Origin of the sequence: Xanthobacter oligotrophicus (assembly GCF_008364685.1) — a bacterium.
Lineage (GTDB): Bacteria > Pseudomonadota > Alphaproteobacteria > Rhizobiales > Xanthobacteraceae > Xanthobacter > Xanthobacter oligotrophicus.
This window is the reverse complement of record NZ_VTTL01000013.1, coordinates 143,481-164,130: the sequence shown is the minus strand read 5'-3', so window position 1 is coordinate 164,130 and position 20,650 is coordinate 143,481. Positions and strand designations below refer to the sequence as shown.

Below are 20,650 nucleotides of genomic sequence, written 5' to 3'. Positions count from 1 at the left end.
TTTTTCAATGCTCCAGTGGCTTGCCGAATTCCACGCGTCGTTCCCCGCCTTCAACGTCTTCCGCTACATCACCTTCCGCACCGGCGGGGCAGTGATGACGGCGCTCTTGTTCGTGTTCCTGTTCGGCCCGGGCATGATCTCCACGCTCCGCCTGAAGCAGGGCAAGGGCCAGCCGATCCGCACCGACGGGCCGCAGTCGCACCTGCTCACCAAGAAGGGCACGCCCACCATGGGCGGGCTCATGATCCTGTCGGGCATCGTGGTCGCCACCCTGTTGTGGGCGAACCTCTCCAATCCCTATGTCTGGGTGGTGCTGCTGGTGACGCTGGGCTTCGGCCTCATCGGCTTCTACGACGACTATCTGAAGGTGACGAAGCAGACCCACAACGGCCTGTCCGGCAAGGCGCGCCTCGGCATCGAGGCGGTGATCGCCGGTGTCGCCGTGGTCATCATCATGACCGTGGGCAAGCCGGGGCTCTCCACCTCGGTAGCCTTCCCCTTCTTCAAGGACCTGCTGCTCAACCTCGGCACCTTCTTCGCCATCTTCGGACTGTTCGTGATCGTGGCGGCGGGCAATGCGGTGAACCTCACCGACGGACTCGACGGCCTGGCCATCGTGCCGGTGATGATCGCGGCGGGCTCGTTCGGCTTCATCGCCTATCTCGCCGGCAACGTGGTGTTCGCCGACTATCTGCAGATCCACTACGTGGCCGGCGTCGGCGAGCTCGCGGTCATCTGCGGGGCGCTGATGGGGGCGGGCCTCGGCTTCCTGTGGTTCAACGCGCCGCCGGCCCAGGTGTTCATGGGCGACACCGGCTCGCTGGCGCTGGGTGGCCTGCTCGGCACGGTGGCGGTGGCGACCAAGCACGAGATCGTGCTGGCGGTCATCGGCGGCCTATTCGTGCTGGAGGCGGTGTCGGTGATCGTGCAGGTGGTGTCGTTCAAGCTCACCGGCAAGCGCGTGTTCAAGATGGCGCCCATCCACCACCATTTCGAGCAGCTCGGCTGGACCGAGCCGCAGGTGGTGATCCGCTTCTGGATCGTCGCCGTGGTGCTGGCGCTGGCTGGACTGGCGACGCTGAAGCTTCGGTGAGGGGCGGCTTCAGCCCGACGAAAAAAGGCCCGCGGGAGGATCTCCCCGGGCCTTTTTCATGGCCGCAGGCTGGCCCTCACTCCCGCCCGCACGTCCTGACCCCGAACGGCACATAGGCCGGGCAGAAGCGGAAGATGGCGGTGAGTAGCATGCCGAGGCCCCAGGCGCCGATCAGCCAGCCCCAGTTGCCGAGCCCCGCCAGCGCCGGGATCGAAGGCGCCACGAACGGCACCAGGATCAGCACCACTCCGAAGACGAACCGCAGCACGCGGTCTATTCCACCCACATTGGCCATGCCCACCTCCTGCGTCCCGAGCGGCAGCACGGTCTCGCCTGTTGATCAGAGATACGGATTTGCCGTTCAGGCAGATCCTCCCGAACCGATCCGGCTCCCCTCGTTCAACATTCAATGTTCCGAATGTTGTCGGCGGTCAACCACGGGATTTCCCGTAAGACTTCTGTGGTTGCGAAAGGCATTCGCACTTTTGGCCGTCTTGCTCTAGACGGAAATGAGACGACCATTGCCGCACCGGAATTTTCGCAAAGCCATGATCCCCGTCACCGTCTTCAAGGACCGGACCGTCGCCCTTTTCGGGCTCGGCGGCTCCGGGCTCGCCACCGCCGAAGCGCTCAAGGCCGGCGGCGCCCATGTCGTCGCTTTCGACGATGCCGAACCCTCCCGCCGCAAGGCCGGCGAGGCCGGCATCCTCGTCCAGGACCTGAGGTCCATCGACTGGACGATCGTGGCCGCCCTCGTGCTCTCGCCCGGCGTGCCGCTCACCCATCCGCAGCCGCACTGGTCGGTGAAGCTGGCGCGTGACGCCGGCGCGGAAGTGATCGGCGACATCGAGCTGTTCTGCCGGGAGCGGCACGCCATCGCCCGGCGCTCGCCCTTCATCGCCATCACCGGCACCAACGGCAAGTCCACCACCACGGCCCTCATCACCCACATCCTGCGGGTGGCCGGGCGCGACGTGCAGATGGGCGGCAATATCGGCACCGCCATCCTCTCCCTCGCCCCGCCCAAGCCGGGCCGGGTGCATGTGGTGGAGTGCTCGTCCTACCAGATCGACCTCGCCCCCAGCCTCGACCCTTCCGTGGGCGTGATGCTGAACGTCACCCCCGACCATCTCGACCGGCACGGCACGCTGGAGCAGTACGCGGCGGTCAAGGAACGCCTCGTCACCGGCGTCGAGGGCGGCGGCGCTGCCGTGGTGGGGGTGGACGACGATTTCTCCGCCGCCATGGCCGACCGGGCGGAGCAGTCGGGCAAGTATGTGGTTCGCATCTCGGTGAAGCGCCCCCTGCCCGACGGCGTCTGGCTCGATGGCGAGACACTGGTGGCATCCGAAGGCGGGGCCGAGCGCTTCCGCCTGCCGCTCGGCGGCATCGGCTCCCTGCGCGGCACGCACAATGCGCAGAACGCAGCCGCGGCGTTTGCCGCCTGCCGCGGCGTGGGGGTCGCGCCCGAGATCATCACCATCGCCATGAAGCGCTTCCCCGGCCTTGCCCACCGCATGGAAGAGGTGGGGAACAAGGGGCCGGTCCTCTTCGTCAACGATTCCAAGGCCACCAATGCGGACGCCGCCGAGCGGGCACTGGCAAGCTTCACCGACATCTTCTGGATCGCCGGCGGCAAGCCCAAGGCGGGCGGCATCGCCCCGCTGGCGCCGTTCTTCGATCGTGTCGCCAAGGCCTATCTGATCGGCGAGGCGGCCGCGGATTTCGCCGCGACCCTGGGCGGCACGGTGGCCCACGAGATCGTCGGCACCCTCGACAAGGCGGTGGAAGCCGCCACGCGGGACGCCGAGGCCTCCGGGCTGAAGGAGCCGGTGGTGCTGCTGTCGCCGGCCTGCGCCAGCTTCGACCAGTTCCCCAATTTCGAGGTGCGCGGCGACGCCTTCCGCGAGTTGGTGCGGCAGGTGCCGGGGGTGGAGGCGCGCACGCGCTCCACCACGCCGGTGGCCCAGAAGGAGCAGCCGAAAGGCGGGCATCCGGGCGGACATCCCGGAGGTCATCCCGGTGGCGCGCCCCATGGCATGGGTGGCGGACACCCTCACGGCATGGGCAACCCCCATGGCAGCGGCCATCCCGGCAAGGGGCACCCCTGATCGGGCTTTGAGGGGAGGCCTTCCGGCTGGAGCCGACGGCGCCCCTCGCCAGCACTCGTATTAAGCCCCGGCGCCTGCCCCCTCCCCTCTTCCGTCGGGACACGATGGTTGCACGGCGCGTCTTTTCGAACTGAGACCGGCCACCCCCACCGGTCACCCCCAGCGACCCGCCCTTGTGGTCCGCCTTTCGTCGTGGCACTTGTGCGCTGCACAAGAGAAAGACGACTTATGGCCGAGCGCTCCGACAGCACGCAGAGGACACACCCCCACGCACCGCCTCTGGTGTCCGGCCTGTCCGCCTACGCGGGCCAGTACGATCTCATCCTCTGCGACGTGTGGGGCGTGCTGCATAACGGCGTCGCCGCCTTCGAAAGCGCCCATGACGCCCTGACCCGTGCCCGCGCCGGCGGGGCCAGCGTGATCCTCGTCTCCAACGCGCCGCGGCCCAACCGCTTCGTCATGGAGATGCTGGACGGCTTCGGCGTGCCGCGCACCGCCTATGATGGCATCGTCACCTCCGGCGATGTCACCCGCGAGATGCTGGCCGCCCGCAGCGGCGCGCGCACCTATCACCTGGGCCCCGAGCGGGACCTGAGCCTGTTCCAGGGGCTGGACCTCACCCTCACCGACCTTGCCGGCGCCGACCTGGTCGTGGTCACCGGCCTGTTCAACGACGACGTGGAAACCCCGGACGATTACGCCGAAGCGCTCAAGGCCATGAAGGCCCGCGACCTGCCGATGATCTGCGCCAATCCGGACCTCGTGGTGGAGCGGGGCGACCAGCTCATCTTCTGCTCCGGCGCCATCGCCAAGGCCTATGAGGAGCTGGACGGCAAGGCCATCTGGTGCGGCAAGCCCTACCGGCCCATCTACGACACCGCCTTCGCCCATGCCGAGGTGATCCGCGGCGGCGCCATCGAGCGCGCCCGCGTGCTCGGCATCGGCGATGCCCTGCGCACCGACATCGCCGGCGCCAACGATGCCGGCTTCGACAGCCTGTTCATCTCCGGCGGCATCCATGCCCAGGAGCTGAAATCGGTCGACGGCGCCATCCCGGACACCGAAAGCCTTGCCGAGCTGTTCACCGGTCATGCCCATCCGCGGGGCGTCATGCCTCGCCTCGCCTGGTAAGGCGCCCTTGACGCCTCCCGGCGCCTAGAGCACCTATCACCGTCGCCGCTGGCGCGCCGGGTGCCGCCCGGTTTCGCCGAATGACGAAAAGACAAGGCAAGGCCGCAGCCCGCCGATGACAGGTGATCTCTCCTCCGACTTTCTCCTGGTGCGCGGCAACGCACAGCTTCCGCCCGCTTTGGCGAGGCCGGTGGTGGCCATCGGCAATTTCGACGGGGTGCATCGCGGCCACCGGGCCGTGTTCGACACCGCCCGCGCCATGGCCGCCGAGGCCGGCGTGCCGGCCATCGCCGTCACCTTCGAACCCCATCCACGCACCTTCTTCAATCCGGCCTCGGCGCCGTTCCGCCTCACCCCCGAGGCGCGCAAGCTGCGCCACATCGCCGAAAGCGGGCTGCAAGGCGCCGTCGTGCTGCCCTTCGACGCCCAGCTCGCCGCCATGGAGGCGGAGGATTTCGTGCGCGAGATCCTGGTGGGCCGCTACAATGTCACCGGCGTGGCGGTGGGCTTCGACTTCCATTTCGGCCGCGCCCGCGCCGGCTCCCCGGCTTTCCTTGAGGAGGCGGGGCGGCGGCACGGCTTCAACGTCACGGTGGTGCCCCCCATGCGGGACGAGGACGACGCCATCTCCTCCACCGCCATCCGCAGCGCGCTGGCCTCCGGGCAGGTGGGCCATGCGGCGCACATGCTGGGCCGGCCGTTCGCGGTAGCGGCGGAAGTCCTGCACGGCGACAAGCGCGGCCGCACCATCGGCTTTCCCACCGCCAACCTCGCCCTCGCCGAGGACATGGAGCTGGCCTTCGGCATCTATGCGGTGCGCGCGCTGACGCCGCTGGGCCGCTTCGACGGGGTGGCCAATTACGGCCGCCGGCCCACCTTCGACAATGGCCGCCCGCTGCTGGAAGTGCACCTGTTCGATTTTTCCGGCGATCTCTACGGCGCCACGCTGGAAGTGGAATTCCACGCCTATCTGCGGCCGGAGCTGAAGTTCGACGGCATTGACGCCCTCATCGCCCAGATCGCGGCCGATGCGCGGCAGGCCCGCGACGTTCTCGCCCGGATTTGAGCGCGCCCGGCGCCACCGTGCGATCTGAGTTAGCCGCACCTTAACCGACACGGCCCCATTCTCGCGGCAACCATGATCGCCGCGAGAAAAGACCGCTCCGCCGTGCCAGCCTCCCCCGTCGCGCCTCCCGAGGACCGCCGCTCGCCCTTCATCCGCCTCGCCGACCTGTTGGCGGGGATCGATCCCGGCCGCCAGCCTTTGAGCGCGGCCGTGGGCGAGCCGCAACATGCCATGCCGGATTTCGTCGGCCCGGTGCTGGCGCAGGCGCTGCCCGGCTTCGGCCGCTATCCCCGCGCCGAGGGCACCCCCACCTTCCGCGCCGCCGCCGCCCGCTGGCTGGCGCAGCGCTACGCCCTCGCCCGCCCCATCGATGCCGACCGCGAGGTGCTGGCGCTCAACGGGTCGCGCGAGGGCCTGTTCTCCGCCGCCATCGTGGCGCGGCGGCTGACCGATCCCAAGAAGGGCGCCAAGGGCCGCCCCGCCATGCTGCTGCCCAACCCCTTCTATGCCGCCTATGCCGCCGGCGCGGAGGCGGCAGGCTGCGAGGCGGTGGTGGTGCCCACCTCCCGCGACAGCGGCTGGCTGCCCGACCTCGACGCCCTCGACACCGAGCTGCTGGAGCGCACGGTGGCGCTCTACATCGCCTCGCCCGCCAATCCGCAGGGCTCCATCGCTTCCGCCGCCTATCTCGGCCGGGCGCTGGAGCTGGCGCGACGCCACGGGGCGTTCCTGTTCTCGGACGAGTGCTATTCGGAAATCTATCTGGGCGCGGAAAAGCCCGCCGGCATCCTGGAAGTGGCGGGCGGCGACTTCAGCCGGGCGGTGGCCTTCAACTCCCTGTCGAAGCGCTCGTCTTTGCCCGGCCTGCGCTGCGGCTTCTGCGCCGGCGACCCGGCCTTCCTGAAGGATTTCCTCGCCTTCCGCTGGGTCGCGGCGCCGCAGGTGCCGGAGCCGTTGCAGGCGGTGGCGGTGGCGGCGCTGGAGGACGAGGCCCATGTGACCGCCTCCCGCGACCTCTACCGCGCCAAGTTCGACCTCGCCGACCGCATGCTCGAAGGCCGCCTGGGCTATGAGCGGCCGGGCGGCGGCTTCTTCCTGTGGCTCGATGTGTCGCACCTCGCCTCCGACACCCTTTCGGGGGGCGAGGCGGCGGCGGTGAAGCTGTGGCGCGAACAGGGCCTGCGCACGGTTCCCGGCGGCTACCTCGCCCGCCGCGACCTGACCGGAGCTAACCCCGCCGCGAACTTCCTGCGCGTCGCCTTGGTCCAGGATCTTCCCACCTGCGAGGAGGTGCTGACCCGCCTCGTCGCCGCCCTCACCTGAAGGAGAGCAGCGCCGATGCCGAGGGCCAGAAGCCGTTCCTCCACCGCCGATGCCGTGCTGAACACCCGCATGCCGCCTGCCGCCCCACGCTTCGACCTCATCCCCGAGGGCGTGCGGCTCGCCGTGCGGCGGCGCGGCCGCGAGATCGTCGGCACCAGCCTGATCATCGCGACACTGACGTCTTTCGTCGCGCTGGGCTCCTGGTCGGCCTCGGATCCCAGCCTGTCCAACGCCACCCATGCCCCGGTCACCAATTTGCTGGGCTGGCCCGGCGCGGTGGTGGCGGACCTGCTGGTGCAGCTGTTCGGCCTTGCCGCCCTCGCGGTGCTGCTGCCGCCGCTCTATTACGGCTGGCGGCTGGTGACCCACCGCCCCTTCAGCCGCGAGCGCATGCGCACCACCTGCTGGCTCATCGGCGTGCTGGGGGCCACCGCCTTCCTCGGTGCCCTGCCCCGTCCCGACACCTGGCCCGGCCTCACCGGCATGGGCGGGGCGCTGGGCGACCTGTTTCCCCGGGCCCTGGGCGTGGTTCGCGGCACAGCGGCCTCCATCATCGATGCGCTGGTGATCGGCGCGGCGGGCCTTGCCTTCGGCACCACCGGCCTGTTCTTCGCGGTGAGCGGGGGACGGCGCACGCCGCTCAGGGTCGCCCCCGACACCGAGCTGCCCGGCGAGATGGGCGACGAGGATGAGGAGGACGATGGCGCCGCCGTGTCCCTCGGCGCGCTCACCCACACGCTTCTGTCCTGGAAGGCACGCCTGAACGTCGCCGGCCTCCTCGGCCACAAGCGCGAAGCGGCGCCCCGTGGCGCGGACGCGGCCGGCCCGGTGGCGCGGCGCGGCGGCGAGCGCATGGAACCCCGCATCGGCGGCGCCGGTACGGCCCTGGAACCGAAAGCCGAGGCCGCGCAGGATCTCGGCACCAGCGAGCCGCGCGGCCGCTCCGCAAAGCGCGATACCGGCGGACGACGCGGGTCCCGCAGGGGCGGCTACCAGCACCCGGCCCTCGATCTCCTGACCCCGGCGGTGCAGACCAAGGCCCCGGCCATGAGCCCGGAGGCCCTGGCCGACACCGCCAAGGAACTGAAGGGCACGCTGGAGGATTTCGGCGTGCGCGGCGAGATCGGCCAGGTGCGCCCCGGCCCCGTGGTCACCCTCTACGAGCTGGAGCCCGCGCCGGGCATCAAGTCCTCCCGCGTCATCGGCCTTGCCGACGACATCGCCCGTTCCATGAGCGCGGTGTCGGCGCGCGTGGCGGTGGTTCCCGGCCGCAACGCCATCGGCATCGAGCTGCCCAACCAGAAGCGCGAGAAGGTGCTGCTGCGCGAGTTGCTCGCCACCAAGGATTTCGGCGATTCCGGCCACAAGCTCGCCATCGCGCTCGGCAAGACCATCGGCGGCGATCCGGTGATCGTGGACCTCGCCCGCATGCCCCACCTGCTGGTGGCCGGCACCACCGGCTCCGGCAAGTCGGTGGCCATCAATACCATGATCTTGTCCCTGCTCTACCGGCTGAAGCCGGAGCAGTGCCGGCTGATCATGGTGGACCCCAAGATGCTGGAGCTCTCCGTCTATGACGGCATCCCGCACCTGCTCGCCCCCGTGGTCACCGATCCCAAGAAGGCGGTGGTGGCGCTCAAGTGGGCGGTGAAGGAGATGGAAGACCGCTACAAGAAGATGTCGAAGCTGGGCGTGCGCAACATCGACGGCTTCAACGCGCGGGTAAAGGATTCCACCGACAAGGGCGAGACTTTGGCCCGCACCGTGCAGACCGGCTTCGACCACGACACGGGCGAGGCCATCTACGAGCGCGAGGAGATGAACCTCGAGCCCCTGCCCTATATCGTCGTCATCGTCGACGAGATGGCCGATTTGATGCTGGTGGCCGGCAAGGACATCGAAGGCGCCATCCAGCGCCTCGCCCAGATGGCGCGCGCGGCGGGCATCCATCTGGTGATGGCCACCCAGCGCCCCTCGGTGGATGTCATCACCGGCACCATCAAGGCCAATTTCCCCACCCGCATCTCGTTCCAGGTCACCTCCAAGATCGACAGCCGCACCATCCTCGGCGAGATGGGCGCCGAGCAGTTGCTCGGCCAGGGCGACATGCTCTACATGGCCGGCGGCGGGCGCATCTCCCGCGTGCACGGCCCCTTCGTCTCCGACGAGGAGGTGGAGAGCGTGGTGAAGCACCTCAAGGCCCAGGGCGTGCCCTCCTATGTGGAGGCGGTGACCGCCGAAACCGACGAGGAAGACGCGGACGGCGCGGTGTTCGACAAGGGCGGCTTCGGCGAGGAGGGGCAGGACCTCTATTCGCAGGCGGTCGCCGTGGTCATGCGCGACCGCAAATGCTCCACCTCCTACATCCAGCGCCGGCTGCAAATCGGCTACAACCGCGCCGCCTCGCTGGTGGAGCGCATGGAGAAGGAAGGCCTTGTCGCCGCCCCCAACCACGCCGGCAAGCGCGAAATCCTGATGCCGGAAGAGGCGGCGGAGTAAAACCCCCTCGGCACCGGTCAAAGACCGGGGCAGTTGGTATAAATCCCTCGCGCTCTACACTCGGTGCCGGCAGCGGCATTCGCCGGTTCAACTATACCATCGACCTCGGCCTTCGACCGATGCCGAGGGGTTACGCTCAATCGCCGCGCGGGCTTGACCAATGGTCCATGAGACAAGCTCACCGCCCGTTGGGTATTGCGCACGCAATGCCAGGCCACAGGATCGCCATACGCCTTGGGCAGGGTCTATATTGACCTTATGTACTTCCGATCAGCCTGCGCCGGGGCGGGGTCGGAACCAGTTCCAGGGTTACGCACTTCCCGTCCCGAACGCCGCGCGCCAGAGACCCTCAATGATGCCGAGCCGCCCACCCGCCTCGTCCCGCGTCCGCCGCTGCCTGTCGCCGTTCGCGCGCAGCTTCGCCAACGCAGGCTGCCTGGCCGCGACCCTGGCCGCGACCTTCGCCGTGCTGTCGGGCGCCGTCGCCTCGGCCCAGACCATCCTGCCCCCCGGCGACCTGATGAAGCCCCAAGCCAAGCAGAGCGCGCCCAACGCCGCCCCCCTGCCGGCGCAGAAGCCCGGCGCGCCCTCTTTCTCGGTCGCCCAGGGGACGGCCCAGGCGGCAGGGCCGCAGGTGCAGGCGGCCGCCGCCAACCCGGACGGACGGGCGCCCCGCGCCACTGTCGATCGGGTCACCAATTACTACAATTCGGTACAGTCGCTGACTGGCAACTTCACCCAGATCGACCCGGACGGCACCCGCCGCACTGGCGATGTCTACATGCAGAAGCCCGGCCGCGTGCGCTTCGAATATGATGCGCCGAGCCCGGTGGAGCTGATCGCCAACGGCCAGTCGGTGGCGGTGCGCGACCGCAAGCTGAACACCCAGGACATCACGCCCCTGTCGCAGACGCCCCTGCGCTTCCTTCTGGCCGAGCGCATCGACCTTGCCACCGACCCGCACGTGGCCGGCGTGTTCCAGGACGACAAGTTCATCTCGGTGATCATCCAGGAGCAGGTGCCCATGATGGGGACCTATCGCCTGCTCATCCTGTTCGACGCCAAGACCTCGGCCCTGAAACAGTGGATCATCACCGATCCGCAGGGCTACGACACCCAGGTGACCCTTTCCAACGTGCAGGTGAACAAGAAGCCCGACCCGAAGCTGTTCGTGATCAATTTCGAGCGGATGCTTCAGTAACAAAAGGCGATGGGACCCGGTTCAGCTGTTCACATCTGCGTGCGGGCGCGGATGGCGGCGGACAAGGTGCCCTCGTCCAGATAGTCGAGCTCGCCGCCCACCGGCACGCCCTGGGCGAGGCGGGTGACCCGCACATGGGCCTCCCGCAGCAGATCGGTGATGTAATGGGCGGTGGTCTGGCCGTCCACGGTGGCGCCGAGGGCCAGGATGACCTCCCCCACCTCGTCTTCATGCACCCGCGTGACCAATTTCGCGAGGTTGAGGTCTTCCGGCCCCACCCCGTCGAGGGGCGAGAGCACACCACCGAGCACGTGATAGGGCGCATTCAGCACGCCCGCCCGTTCCAGCGCCCACAGGTCGCCCACGTCCGCCACCACCACCAGGGTGCGCCGGTCGCGCGACGTGTCCGTGCAGATGGTACAGGGGTCGCACACATCCACATTGCCGCAGCGGCGGCATTCCACGATCTTGCCCAGCGCGTCCGTCATGGCGGCGGCGAGCGGTGCCATCAGCGCCTCGCGCTTCTTGATGAGGTGCAGCGCCACCCGGCGCGCCGAGCGCGGGCCCAGCCCCGGAAGGCGGGCGATGAGCTGGATCAGGCGCTCGATCTCGGGACCGGCGACGGCGCGGGGCATGAGGTCTCCTGGAACAGGTTCGGTCGGATCGCAATCGGGCAGCCAGCCGCTCTCTTGCGTCAAGTTGCTGGCGCCGGTCTACTACAGACTTGGCGCACGCTGAACAAAGACGCCAACAGCGGCGCGGATTGAGCGAAACCCGCTCGGCATCGGGCGAAGACCGAGGCCGATGGTATAAGTGCTTCCGGCGCGCCGGAACATATCCGGCCCCTGTGGAACCTGTGCTGCCACAAGACCCGCAATACGCCAACACGCCCCCGAAAGGCCAACACGGCCGCCGATCCGCGCGCGCTCAGGTCACGCGGCCTGCCGGCGCGCGCCAGTGCAACGCGACATGCAGACCTGTACCGCAGAGACATCGCGCACTGCGTGGTCTACAGCTTTGCCGTACGCGCCTCTTCTTTGCGGCCGGATCTCGGCAGGTCATGCCCGCCTGAAGGTTTGCCCACATCGCATTGCGACCGAAAGTTGCGCACCGTGACGCGCTGTACTTCCTCACAGGAAACAAGAAGAAGCGCCGTCTGGAAGGCCTGAGCACCATCTCGCGGGCGACCGCTCCAAGGCGCGATGCGGATGCCGGACGCCAACACTTCCCCGCCCCGATGTTTTCATCTGAGAAGGGGGCGATTCGCTGATGTCCCAAGGATCAAATGCGGCCTTTCCGTGCCTCTCGCCACGCCCGATGGCAGGCGCAAACCCGCATTATTGCTCGATCTTCAAGAGTTTTCACAGGCAGGATTGTATTTCTTCCGGCTGGTGCTATAGATTATTTGCGAAAAGTTCAGAAGCCGATGTGGTGCTCGAGCACGCGCGGATCAGCTTGCGGTGCAAGCTGATCGGAGAACGCGTTCTCGCTTCTTAAAGTTAGAACGCGATCCGATCAGATTGAGCCCCTCTGATTGGATCGCGTTCTGGCCCGAGGGCGGTGCTCCCGCAACGCCCATCGCCACGAACAAACAGAAAGGGACCCCACGTGAGCGACTCCGACTCCAATTCCACATCGCCGAGCTACATCGACTTCGCCACTGAAATTGTCGCTGCCTACGTGAGCAACAACAGTGTTTCGGCGACCGAGCTGCCGGCTCTCATCGAATCCGTCTACCGCGCCCTCGGCCAGCTCGGCACCCCGGCCGCGCCCGTGGTGGAAGAGCAGAAGCCCGCCGTGCCGGTGAAGAAGTCGGTGACCCCCGAATACATCATCTGCCTGGAAGACGGGAAGAAGTTCAAGTCGCTGAAGCGTCACCTGCGCACCAGCTACGGCATGACCCCCGAAGTCTACCGCGAGAAGTGGGGCCTGCCGAAGGACTATCCCATGGTCGCCCCGGCCTATGCTGCCGCCCGCTCCGAGCTGGCCAAGAACATGGGCCTCGGCCAGACCCGCAAGAAGGCGCCCGTCGCCCCGGCCAAGAAGCCCGCCCGCCGCGCCAAGGCCGCGGCCTGATCCAAAAAAGCGGCCGCGCCCGGGGCAATCCCGGCGCGGCCCTTTATTGACGGACAGCACCCTTTCGCTGTCCTATTTCTATATTCGAGAGAAAAACTCAGTCGAGCCCGAGGCGTCGACAGACTTCATCGAGTTGATCGAGGCTCTTGTAGCGGATACGCAATTCGCCCGCCTCGCCCTTGCCCTCGATGTCCACACTGAGACCCAGCACATCCCCGAGACGCTTTTCCAGTGCCCGGCTGTCCGCGCTCTTGCGCTCAGGCGCACCGCCCTTGCTCGCCTTCCCCGTCGGCGCCACCTGGCCCTTCACCGGCGCCGCGGTGAGCGCGGTGCGGGCCTTGGACAGGGCCTCCACGTCGCGCACGGTCAGCCCCTTCTCCACCACGTCCTTCGCCATGCGCTCGGGATCGGCGCAGGCCAGCAGCGCGCGGGCGTGGCCGGCGCTCAGGCGCCCGTCGGCGAGATAGGTCTTCACCCCGGCCGGCAGCTTCAGCAGGCGCAGGGTGTTGGCGATATGGCTGCGGCTCTTGCCGATGATACGGGCCAAGTCATTCTGATTGTAGTCGAATTCCCCCATGAGGGACTCATAGCCCTGGGCCTCTTCCACCGGGTTGAGGTCGGCGCGCTGCACGTTCTCGATGATGGCGACTTCCAGCGCCTCCCGGTCGGACAGCTCCAGCACCACCACCGGTACTTCGTGCAACGCCGCGCGCTGGGCCGCGCGCCAGCGCCGCTCGCCGGCGACGATCTCGAAGCTGTCGCTGCCGTTCAACTGGCGCACCACGATGGGCTGGATGATGCCTTTTTCGCGGATGGAGGCGGTGAGGTCTTCCAGCCCCTCCTCCAGGAAGGTGCGGCGCGGGTTGCGCGGATTGGGCCGCACATGCTCGATGGGCACCCGGCGCGGCCCGCCGCGCCCTGCCCCCGATCGCGCCGCCGGGGCCGCCTGAGGCTCCATCTCCCCGATGAGCGCCGCAAGACCGCGGCCGAGCCGCGAGCGCTGTTCATCCGCCATGACCGTGTCCCGTTCCCTTAAGCACGCGGCGATCAGGCCGCAGCATCCGCCCGCGCCGCGCGCTCGCGCTGGATCACCTCCGAGGCGAGGCGCAGATAAGCTTGTGATCCCACACACTTGAGATCATAGAGCAGCACCGGCTTGCCATAGGACGGCGCCTCCGACACCCGCACATTGCGCGGGATCACGGTCTCATAGACCTTGTCGCCCATGAATTGGCGCACGTCCTGCACCACCTGCTCGGACAGGTTGTTGCGGCCGTCATACATGGTCAGCACGATGCCGTGGATGGTGAGTGCCGGATTGAGGCTGACCCGCACCTGCTCCACCGTCTTCAGCAGCTGGGACAGGCCCTCCAGCGCGAAAAACTCGCACTGCAGCGGCACCACGATGGCGTCCGCCGCCGCCATGGCGTTCACCGTCAGCAGCGAGAGCGAGGGCGGGCAGTCCACCAGCACATAGGTGAAGCGGGGCGCGGCGCTGTCCGCCGCCAGCGCCTTCAGCGCGCTGCGCAGCCGGAAGGCCCGGTCGCGCTCGGCCGCGATCTCCAGCTCCAGGCCCGACAGGTCGAGGGTGGAGGGCGCCACATAAAGCTGCGGCACGCCGGTTTCCATCACCGTCTCGCGCATGCTGGCCTCGCCGGTCAGCACGTCATAGGTGGAGAGGTTGCGCGAGCGGCGCTCGATGCCGAGGCCGGTGGAGGCATTGCCCTGGGGGTCGAGATCCACCACCAGCACCGTCTCGCCGATGGCGGCGAGGGCCGTGCCCAGGTTGATGGCCGTGGTGGTCTTGCCCACCCCGCCCTTCTGGTTGGCAAGGGCGAGCACGCGCGGCGCGGCGGGGGTGCCACCGGCGGGGGAAGGGGTCTCTTGATCGATCATGGCGCCTTCATCCTCGACGCGTCGCATTCGGGCGGCCCGCCACCGGCATCCGGCTCCCCGGGGGAGCGCGCGCCGGACTGGGGTTCGATGGTGTCGGTCCCGCGCCTGGCGCCCATTACCAGGAGGATCCGGCCTTCGGGATCGCTCGTACTGGGGCGCAGGTCACAGTCGAGTGTCCAGCTTCTTGCCGCGTCGGTCAATTCGCGTTCCGCATCGCGGCCCTTGGGAAATAGGCCAATGGCCCCTGCGGCGAGGAAGGGCGCGGCCAGATCCAATAGTTTCGGCAAAGGCGCCAGCGCGCGGGCGGAGACCACATCCGTCCCCGGCGCCAGCAGTTGCGCCACCTGCTCGATGCGCGCGGCATGAACGGTGACAGGCAGTTGCGCCACCCGCGCCGCTTCCCGCAGGAAGGCGGCCTTGCGGGTGTCGCTTTCCACAAGATGCATGTGGGCGCCGTCGCGCTCCGCCAGCACAGCAGCCACCACCAGGCCGGGAAAGCCGCCGCCGGACCCCAGATCCACCCAGCGCAAGGGCGTCTGCGGAACATGGTGAACGAGCTGGAGCGAATCACCCATGTGCCGCGCCCACAGATCGGGCAGGGTGGCGGGGGCGACGAGGTTGATGGTCTTCTGCCACTTCACCAGCAGATCGGCGATGATGGTGAGCCGGCCCAGTGTTTCACGTGAAACCATGGCCGCTATGGCCTCGCGCGCCGCGCTCCCGCTTTCCCGCTTGCCGCCCTTCATCGGGTCCCTTGCTCCGCCGCCACTATCCCCATGATCCACAGGCCAGCCATCAACAGGCCGCCCCGGCCCGTCGCGCATGGGTGGCGAGCAAGGCGAGTGCCGCCGGGGTCATGCCCTCCATGCGCCCCGCCTGCCCCACCGTGCGCGGGCGGATGCGGGCGAGCTTCTGCTTCAGTTCGTTGGAGAGGCCCGGCAGGTCGGCGTAAGGCAGGTCCTCAGGCAGGTTGAGCTGCTCGTCCCGACGCAGCATGGAAATGTCCGCCGCCTGCCGGTTGAGATAGACGGCGTACTTGGCGTCGATCTCAACCTGCTCCGCCACCGCCGTGTCGAGCTCGGCCAGTTCCGGCCAGATGGCGCCAAGGCGCGCCACATCGATGTCCGGATAAGCCAGGAGATCGAAGGCCGTGCGCCGCTGGCCGTCGCGATTGACGCTGAGGCCGTGCCGCGCCCCTTCCGTCGGCGTCAGGCTGAGGCTTTCCGCCAGCGCCCGCGCTTCGTCCAGCGCCGCGCTGCGACGGGCGAAATGGGCCGAGCGCTCGGCGCCCACGAGGCCGAGGGCTTCACCCCGCCGGGTGAGGCGCTGGTCCGCATTGTCGGCGCGGAGCGTCAGGCGATATTCGGCGCGGGAGGTGAACATGCGATAGGGCTCGCTCACCCCGCGTGTGACGAGATCGTCCACCATCACCCCGAGATAGGCCTCCGCCCGGTCAAAGATCGTCCCGTCCGCCCCGCCGGCGCGCCGCGCCGCGTTGAGGCCGGCCAGCAGCCCCTGGGCCCCGGCTTCCTCATAGCCGGTGGTGCCGTTGATCTGGCCGGCGAGGAACAGCCCGTTGACGCGCTTGGCCTCCAGCGTGGGGGAGAGCTCGCGCGGATCCACATGGTCGTACTCGATGGCATAGCCCGGCCGCAGCACCTCTACCTGCTCCAGCCCCGGAATGGTGCGCAGGAAGGCGGTCTGCACCTCGGCGGGCAGGGAGGTGGACAGGCCGTTGGGATAAACGGTGGGATCGTCGAGCCCCTCGGGCTCCAGGAAGATCTGGTGGCCGTCGCGATCGCCGAAGCGAACGATCTTGTCCTCGATGGACGGGCAATAGCGCGGGCCGCTGCTCTCGATGCGGCCGGAATACATGGCCGAGCGGGAGAGGTTGGCCCGGATCAGGTCGTGGGTCGCATCCGTGGTGCGGGTGATGCCGCACTCTACCTGCGGGTTGGGCAGGAAAGTGGTGAGGGCCGAGAACGGCTCGGGCCGATCATCCCCGGGCTGCATCTCCAGGCTCGTCCAATCGATGGTGCGACCATCGAGGCGGGCGGGCGTGCCGGTCTTCAGCCGGCCGAGGGCAAAGCCGAGGCGGGCGAGGGCAGGGGAGAGGCCGAGCGCCGGCTTCTCGCCCATGCGCCCGGCAGGATAGCTCACCTCGCCCATATGGATGAGGCCGTTGAGAAAGGTACCGGTGGTGAGCACCACCGCGCCGCAGGACAGATCGCGCCCATCGGCAAGGCGCACGCCGGTGATGCGGCCGCCGGCGACCAGCAGATCGTCCGCCTCGCCCTCGACGATGGCGAGGCCCTCCTGCGCGGCCAACGCCGCCTGCATGGCGCGGGCATAGAGCTTGCGGTCGGCCTGGGCGCGCGGCCCGCGCACGGCGGGACCCTTGCGGCGGTTTAGCACGCGGAACTGGATGCCACCCTGGTCCGCCACCCGGCCCATGAGGCCGTCCAGCGCATCGATCTCCCGCACCAGGTGGCCCTTGCCCAGCCCGCCGATGGCGGGATTGCAGGACATGGCGCCGATGGTGGCACCGGAATGGGTGAGCAGCGCCGTGCGCGCGCCGGTGCGTGCGGACGCAGCGGCGGCCTCGCAGCCCGCATGGCCACCGCCCACCACGATCACGTCGAAGGCATTCGCTGACAGGGTTTGGGTCATTCTTATCCGGGGCAGAAAGGCGGCCCGCGCCGCCCCTTCTGGAAACGCCCTCTTTCCGGCGCCGTCAAGGCCGCAGCCCCGGATGTTTCACGTGAAACACGTTCCGGAGCGAGCGCGCGCCTCATTTTCCGATGCAGAAGGTACTGAACAGGGCGTCCAGCACATCCTCCACATCCACCCGGCCGATAAGCTGGTCCAGCGCCCGCACCGCCAGGCGCACATCCTCGGCGCGCAATTCCTCGTGGCCCCCGAAGTCGCCCAGCGCCCGTTCCAGATGGAGCGTGGCGATCTCCAGCGCCCGCCGTTGCCGCTCGCGGGTGATGAGCGCCGGCTCGCGACCGCCGAGGCGGTCCGCCTCCCGTTCCAGCCGGGCGATGAGGGCGTCTACACCCGCTCCGGTGGCGGCGGAAATGCCCATCCAGCCTTCGGGGGTGGCCGCGTCTCGGTCGGTCTTGGTGCGCACCTTCACCGCGTGGGCAAGGGCAGGGGGCGGCTCGGACCCGGCATCGCAAAGCCAGAGCACCACGTCCGCCCCCTCGGCTCGCGCCAGCGCGCGGCGCACGCCTTCGGCTTCCACTAGGTCCGAGGTCTCGCGCAGGCCGGCCGTGTCCAGTAGGGTCACGGCCTGGCCGGCCAGCTCCAGATGCACCTCCAGCACGTCGCGGGTGGTGCCGGGAAGGGCGGAGACGATGGCCGCCTCGCGCCCCGCAAGGCGGTTCAGCAGGGTGGACTTGCCGGCATTGGGCGGACCGGAGATGGCCACCACCAGCCCGTCCCGCACCCGCTCGCCCCGCGCCGCGTCCGTGAGGGCGGCAAGCAGCTCGTCCTTCAGCCGGGCGAGGCGGGCGACGGCATCCGTCGTGACCTCTCCGGACACATCGCTCTCGTCGGAGAAGTCGATGCCGGCCTCGATCAGCGCCAGGGCGGAGACCAGCCCCACGCGCCAGTCCTCCACCCGGCGGGAGAGGGCACCCGAGGCCAGCGCCAGAGCCTGCCTGCGCTGGGCCTCGCTCTCCGCCGCCACGAGGTCGGCCAGGCCCTCCACCTCCGCCAGATCCAGCTTGCCGTTGGCATGGGCACGGCGGGTGAATTCGCCCGCTTCCGCCGGTCGCAGGCCGGGCAGGGCGGACAAGGCCCGCAGCACCGCCGCCACCACCGCGCGACCGCCATGGAGATGAAGCTCGGCCACATCCTCCCCCGTGGCGCTGGCGGGGCCGGGGAAGAACAGGATGAGGCCCCGGTCCAGCTCCTCCCCGGTCCGGGGATCGCTCAAGGCGCCGTAGCGGGCGACGCGGGGCGGGGGGAGCACGCCCGCAAGGGCGAGGACAGCCGCCGCCGCCTCGGGGCCGCTGATGCGCAGCACCGCCACACCGGCCGGCAGGCGGCCCGACGAGAGGGCGAAGAGGGTGTCGATCATGGCGTCGTCTCCCAAACTGGCGACGGATTTGCACGGCGCCGACAGATGGCGGACCATGCGCCATTCATTGCCTGAACCTTTCGTCGCCCTTTCCATTGCCACCAAAGCCGGCGTCAGCCGAGGGATTTTCAGATCATGAGCGAGAACCGCCTCTCCCGCGAGACCAGCCCCTATCTGCTCCAGCACAAGGACAATCCGGTGCATTGGTGGCCGTGGGGGCCGGAGGCGTTTGCGGAGGCGCAGGCCACCGGCAAGCCCATCCTTCTCTCGGTGGGCTATGCGGCGTGCCACTGGTGCCATGTGATGGCCCACGAGAGCTTCGAGAATGCGGACGTGGCGGGGCTCATGAACGCCCTGTTCGTGAACATCAAGGTGGACCGCGAGGAGCGGCCAGACGTGGACCAGATCTACATGTCCGCGCTCCAGCAGCTGGGCCAGAGTGGCGGCTGGCCGCTCACCATGTTCCTCGATCCGGAGGGAAAGCCGTTCTGGGGCGGCACCTATTTCCCCCCCGCCGCGAGCTACGGGCGCCCCGGCTTCACCGACGTGCTGCAGCAGGTCTCTACCGTCTTCACCCAGAACAAGGACAAGGTGGAGAAGAACACCGCCACCATCCTCGCCCGGCTCAAGAAGGCCGCCACGCCCGTGGCCGGCAACGCTATCGGCCGGGAGGATCTGGATGACGCCGCCGCGCGCCTGCCGGCGATGTTCGATCCGGTCCATGGCGGGCTGAAGGGCGCGCCGAAATTCCCCCAGTCGGGGCTCCTGGAATTCCTGTGGCGGGTGGGCACGCGGCGCAAGGACGACGCGTTGAAGGCCATCGTCGCCCTCACCCTCAACCGCATGTGCGAGGGCGGCATCTATGATCATCTGGGCGGGGGATTTGCCCGCTATTCGGTGGATGAGATCTGGTTCGTCCCGCACTTCGAGAAGATGCTCTACGACAATGCGCTGCTCATGGAGCTGCTGGCGCTGGCCTATTCCGACACCGGCGACGCGCTCTTCCTTACCCGCGCGCGGGAGACGGTGGGCTGGCTGAAGCGGGAGATGCTGACCCCCGAGGGCGCCTTCGCTGCGAGCCTCGACGCCGACAGCGAGGGCCACGAAGGCCGCTTCTATGTGTGGAGCGAGGCCGAGATCACGGCCGTGCTGGGGGCGGAGGACGCCGTCTTCTTCAACCGCTTCTATGACGTGACCCGGGCCGGAAACTGGGAGGTGGGCAACATCCTCAACCGCACCGAGGCCGGCGTGGTGAGCGCCGAGGACGAGGCGCGCCTTCAGCCCCTGCGCGAAAAGCTGCTTCTGGTGCGGGAAAAAAGGGTGCGTCCGGGCCGGGACGACAAGGTGCTGGCCGACTGGAACGGATTGATGATCGCGGCGCTGGCGCGGGCCGGTGGTTTCCTCGGCGAGGCCGAATGGGTGGCGCTGGCACAGCGCGCGTTCGACGCCGTGGTGACGCACATGGTGGTGGAAGGGCGTCTCGCCCACTCCTGGTGCGGCGCCAAGATCGTGCTGCCGGGCCTTGCGTCCGACCTTGCCGCCATGGCCCGCGCCGGCATCGCGCTCCATGAGGCGACGGGCGCAGCCGAGCCGCTGGCCCACGCCGTGCACTTCCTGGAGGTGCTGGAAACCCACCATCGCGACCCTGACACCGGCGCCTATTTCCTCACGGCCGACGATGGCGACAGCCTCATCCTGCGGCCGCTCGCGACCCACGACGAGGCGGTGCCCAACTCCAACGCGGTGGCAGCCGATGCCCTCATCCGCCTCGCCGCGCTCACCGGAAACGACGGGCTGAGGGCGCGGGCGGACCGGGTGCTGGCCGGCATCTCCGGCGCGACGGCGAAGAATGTGCTGTCCCATGGCGCCACGCTGAACGCCATCGACACCCGCCTCGGCCTCGCCGAGATCGTGGCGGTTGGAGCCAACCGCGAGGCGCTTACCGCGGCCGCGCTCAAGGTGCCGTTCCCGCTGCGCGTGGTGGCGCGGGCGAGCGGTGGGGTGGCGCCCGGCAGCGTGATGGCGGCCCGCATCGCCTCCGCGCCGGCGGAAGGGGCGGCTTTTGTCTGCGTCGGGGAGCGCTGTTCGCTGCCGGTGAGCGATCCGGCCCAGATTGCGGCGGCGGTGGGCGAAATGATCTCTTGAGGCGGAAATTTTCCGGGCGAGC

Annotated in this window: 16 protein-coding genes; 9 read left to right on the top strand and 7 right to left on the bottom strand. The window is 68.8% G+C overall.

Going from position 1 to position 20,650, the window contains the following annotated elements; all coding sequences use genetic code 11:
* Nucleotides 1–7: 7 nt before the first annotated feature.
* Entirely contained in the window at nt 8–1,093 is a 1,086-nt protein-coding gene (gene mraY / locus FZ033_RS21040) for a phospho-N-acetylmuramoyl-pentapeptide-transferase (protein WP_149578008.1), read from the top strand.
* A 76-nt stretch (nt 1,094–1,169) separates the two neighbouring features.
* Here mraY and FZ033_RS21035 read toward each other — a convergent pair whose 3' ends face one another.
* Complete coding sequence (locus FZ033_RS21035; RefSeq protein ID WP_331251202.1) at nt 1,170–1,418, bottom strand: YgaP family membrane protein; 249 nt, start codon at nt 1,416–1,418, stop codon at nt 1,170–1,172.
* A 223-nt stretch (nt 1,419–1,641) separates the two neighbouring features.
* Between FZ033_RS21035 and murD the strand changes: the two genes are divergently transcribed.
* The 6 genes from murD (at nt 1,642) to FZ033_RS21005 (ending at nt 10,424) form a co-directional block, all read left to right on the top strand.
* A complete protein-coding gene (gene murD / locus FZ033_RS21030; protein WP_232847590.1) occupies nt 1,642–3,204 on the top strand; it encodes a UDP-N-acetylmuramoyl-L-alanine--D-glutamate ligase in 1,563 nt (520 codons plus the stop codon).
* 228 nt (nt 3,205–3,432) lie between these two features.
* Complete coding sequence (locus FZ033_RS21025) at nt 3,433–4,335, top strand: TIGR01459 family HAD-type hydrolase (RefSeq protein WP_149578006.1); 903 nt, start codon at nt 3,433–3,435, stop codon at nt 4,333–4,335.
* Between the two features lie 115 nt (nt 4,336–4,450).
* Nucleotides 4,451–5,401 carry a bifunctional riboflavin kinase/FAD synthetase gene (locus FZ033_RS21020; RefSeq protein WP_149578005.1) on the top strand — a complete coding sequence of 317 codons (951 nt, stop codon included), beginning with the start codon at nt 4,451–4,453 and terminating at the stop codon, nt 5,399–5,401.
* 72 nt (nt 5,402–5,473) lie between these two features.
* Nucleotides 5,474–6,724 (top strand): aminotransferase class I/II-fold pyridoxal phosphate-dependent enzyme, encoded by a 1,251-nt coding sequence (locus tag FZ033_RS21015; protein ID WP_188079608.1) that lies wholly within the window; start codon nt 5,474–5,476, stop codon nt 6,722–6,724.
* Between the two features lie 15 nt (nt 6,725–6,739).
* Entirely contained in the window at nt 6,740–9,223 is a 2,484-nt protein-coding gene (locus FZ033_RS21010) for a DNA translocase FtsK (RefSeq protein WP_408068502.1), read from the top strand.
* Nucleotides 9,224–9,575: 352 nt separating this feature from the next.
* On the top strand, nt 9,576–10,424 hold the full coding sequence (locus FZ033_RS21005; protein WP_232847589.1) for an outer-membrane lipoprotein carrier protein LolA: 849 nt from the start codon (nt 9,576–9,578) through the stop codon (nt 10,422–10,424).
* Between the two features lie 29 nt (nt 10,425–10,453).
* Here the strand turns inward: FZ033_RS21005 and recR are convergent, their stop codons facing one another.
* Nucleotides 10,454–11,059 carry a recombination mediator RecR gene (gene recR / locus FZ033_RS21000; protein WP_012113862.1) on the bottom strand — a complete coding sequence of 202 codons (606 nt, stop codon included), beginning with the start codon at nt 11,057–11,059 and terminating at the stop codon, nt 10,454–10,456.
* A 973-nt stretch (nt 11,060–12,032) separates the two neighbouring features.
* On the opposite strand from recR, the gene FZ033_RS20995 reads away from it, so the two are divergent.
* Entirely contained in the window at nt 12,033–12,500 is a 468-nt protein-coding gene (locus FZ033_RS20995) for a MucR family transcriptional regulator (RefSeq protein ID WP_149578003.1), read from the top strand.
* A 97-nt stretch (nt 12,501–12,597) separates the two neighbouring features.
* Here FZ033_RS20995 and FZ033_RS20990 read toward each other — a convergent pair whose 3' ends face one another.
* From FZ033_RS20990 to mnmE, 5 genes are all read right to left on the bottom strand, one after another.
* Complete coding sequence (locus FZ033_RS20990; protein WP_149578002.1) at nt 12,598–13,515, bottom strand: ParB/RepB/Spo0J family partition protein; 918 nt, start codon at nt 13,513–13,515, stop codon at nt 12,598–12,600.
* A 32-nt stretch (nt 13,516–13,547) separates the two neighbouring features.
* Nucleotides 13,548–14,396 (bottom strand): ParA family protein, encoded by an 849-nt coding sequence (locus tag FZ033_RS20985; protein WP_149578001.1) that lies wholly within the window; start codon nt 14,394–14,396, stop codon nt 13,548–13,550.
* Nucleotides 14,393–15,088 carry a 16S rRNA (guanine(527)-N(7))-methyltransferase RsmG gene (rsmG, locus tag FZ033_RS20980; RefSeq protein ID WP_232847588.1) on the bottom strand — a complete coding sequence of 232 codons (696 nt, stop codon included), beginning with the start codon at nt 15,086–15,088 and terminating at the stop codon, nt 14,393–14,395. Before rsmG ends, FZ033_RS20985 begins: the two co-directional genes overlap by 4 nt.
* A 103-nt stretch (nt 15,089–15,191) precedes the next feature.
* Nucleotides 15,192–17,066, bottom strand: coding sequence for a tRNA uridine-5-carboxymethylaminomethyl(34) synthesis enzyme MnmG (mnmG, locus tag FZ033_RS20975; protein WP_149577999.1), 1,875 nt, complete (start codon nt 17,064–17,066; stop codon nt 15,192–15,194).
* A 121-nt stretch (nt 17,067–17,187) separates the two neighbouring features.
* Nucleotides 17,188–18,483 (bottom strand): tRNA uridine-5-carboxymethylaminomethyl(34) synthesis GTPase MnmE, encoded by a 1,296-nt coding sequence (gene mnmE / locus FZ033_RS20970; RefSeq protein WP_149577998.1) that lies wholly within the window; start codon nt 18,481–18,483, stop codon nt 17,188–17,190.
* A 135-nt stretch (nt 18,484–18,618) separates the two neighbouring features.
* Here mnmE and FZ033_RS20965 point away from each other — a divergent pair, with 135 nt between their 5' ends.
* A complete protein-coding gene (locus tag FZ033_RS20965; RefSeq protein ID WP_149577997.1) occupies nt 18,619–20,628 on the top strand; it encodes a thioredoxin domain-containing protein in 2,010 nt (669 codons plus the stop codon).
* Nucleotides 20,629–20,650 lie beyond the last annotated feature (22 nt).